Source organism: Shewanella sp. SM20 (genome assembly GCF_025654545.1).
Taxonomy (GTDB): Bacteria; Pseudomonadota; Gammaproteobacteria; order Enterobacterales; family Shewanellaceae; genus Shewanella; species Shewanella oncorhynchi.
Map to the genome: position 1 here is coordinate 1 of NZ_JAKKRK010000129.1, position 983 is coordinate 983.

At 39.5% G+C, this 983-nt stretch carries 2 protein-coding genes and 1 pseudogene; 2 read left to right on the forward strand and 1 reads right to left on the reverse strand.

What is annotated here, in order from left to right; genetic code table 11:
- Nucleotides 1–241 (forward strand): integrase core domain-containing protein (locus L5M18_RS23190; protein ID WP_263148716.1); only part of this gene is annotated, 241 nt, incomplete at its 5' end.
- A gap of 3 nt (nucleotides 242–244) precedes the next feature.
- Here L5M18_RS23190 and L5M18_RS23195 read toward each other — a convergent pair.
- Complete coding sequence (locus L5M18_RS23195) at nucleotides 245–502, reverse strand: hypothetical protein (RefSeq protein WP_263198722.1); 258 nt, start codon at nucleotides 500–502, stop codon at nucleotides 245–247.
- 329 nt (nucleotides 503–831) lie between these two features.
- On the opposite strand from L5M18_RS23195, the pseudogene L5M18_RS23200 reads away from it, so the two are divergent.
- Nucleotides 832–983, forward strand: a pseudogene (locus tag L5M18_RS23200) (IS982 family transposase); the annotation flags it as partial.

The window sequence follows — 983 nt, forward strand, 5'->3', positions numbered from 1 at the left end:
GAGTCGCCGCGGGAATTGTTGGGATAACGCACCAATGGAGCGTTTCTTTAGAAGTTTGAAATCTGAGTGGATACCCGCCAATGGTTATGGGAATTTTACAGAAGCAGATAAAGAGATCACAAATTACATCACTGGATATTACAGTGAGACCAGACCCCATCAATATAATGGTGGGTTAACGCCAAATGAGTCAGAACGTTTATATTGGAATGACTCTAAAATCGTGGCCAATTTTACTTGACCACTACATATCAACTAGATCCTTTACTATGGTTTGGAAGACCACGTCATCACAATGCTCATCCAAAACTTCTATTCCATATTTTTCCATCGTCGAATCAATAATTCGCTGCTCCTCTCGCTGAATATCTAAAGCGCTAATATGATCAAATAAAGGTTTTAATTGTTCAATCGCTTTCGACATAACGCAGCCTCGATTAGCTAATACAGCTTCTAATTCAAGATTAGCTTCTATGTCTGAATCGATTTTATCTTGTGACACAGGGTCTATGGCATAGCAACAAGAAATACTAGGCCCTTTCCACTGTCTAGAAAGCAATATGCTAAACCTAAATCCACCATATAACTCGACTAAAGCAACAACTAAACCTTCAGTTTGAGAAGAGTATATAAATATACGGTGGTTAATATTAGAAACCTTATATTGAGATGGAAAAATCGTGTTGGTATCCGAAAATACAATATCTTCTGCGTTTAAGTCACTACCATTAATATAATTAACCTGAACTCGGGATAAGAAATGTTGAACTAATAGCCCTCCAAGTGATCGGATCTTTCGACCAAGAGAAACCCCATCACACCGGAGGGCCTATGCATAAATTAGTGGAAGTGTTTTGCGATGTCGATGATTTTTGCGCTGTTTTCATTCCAGAATGGGAAAAAACGCTGTTAACCGATGGTACACGCAAGCGTCAACGCCCTGGCCGTATGACGATGAGCGAAGTGATGACCATCATCATACT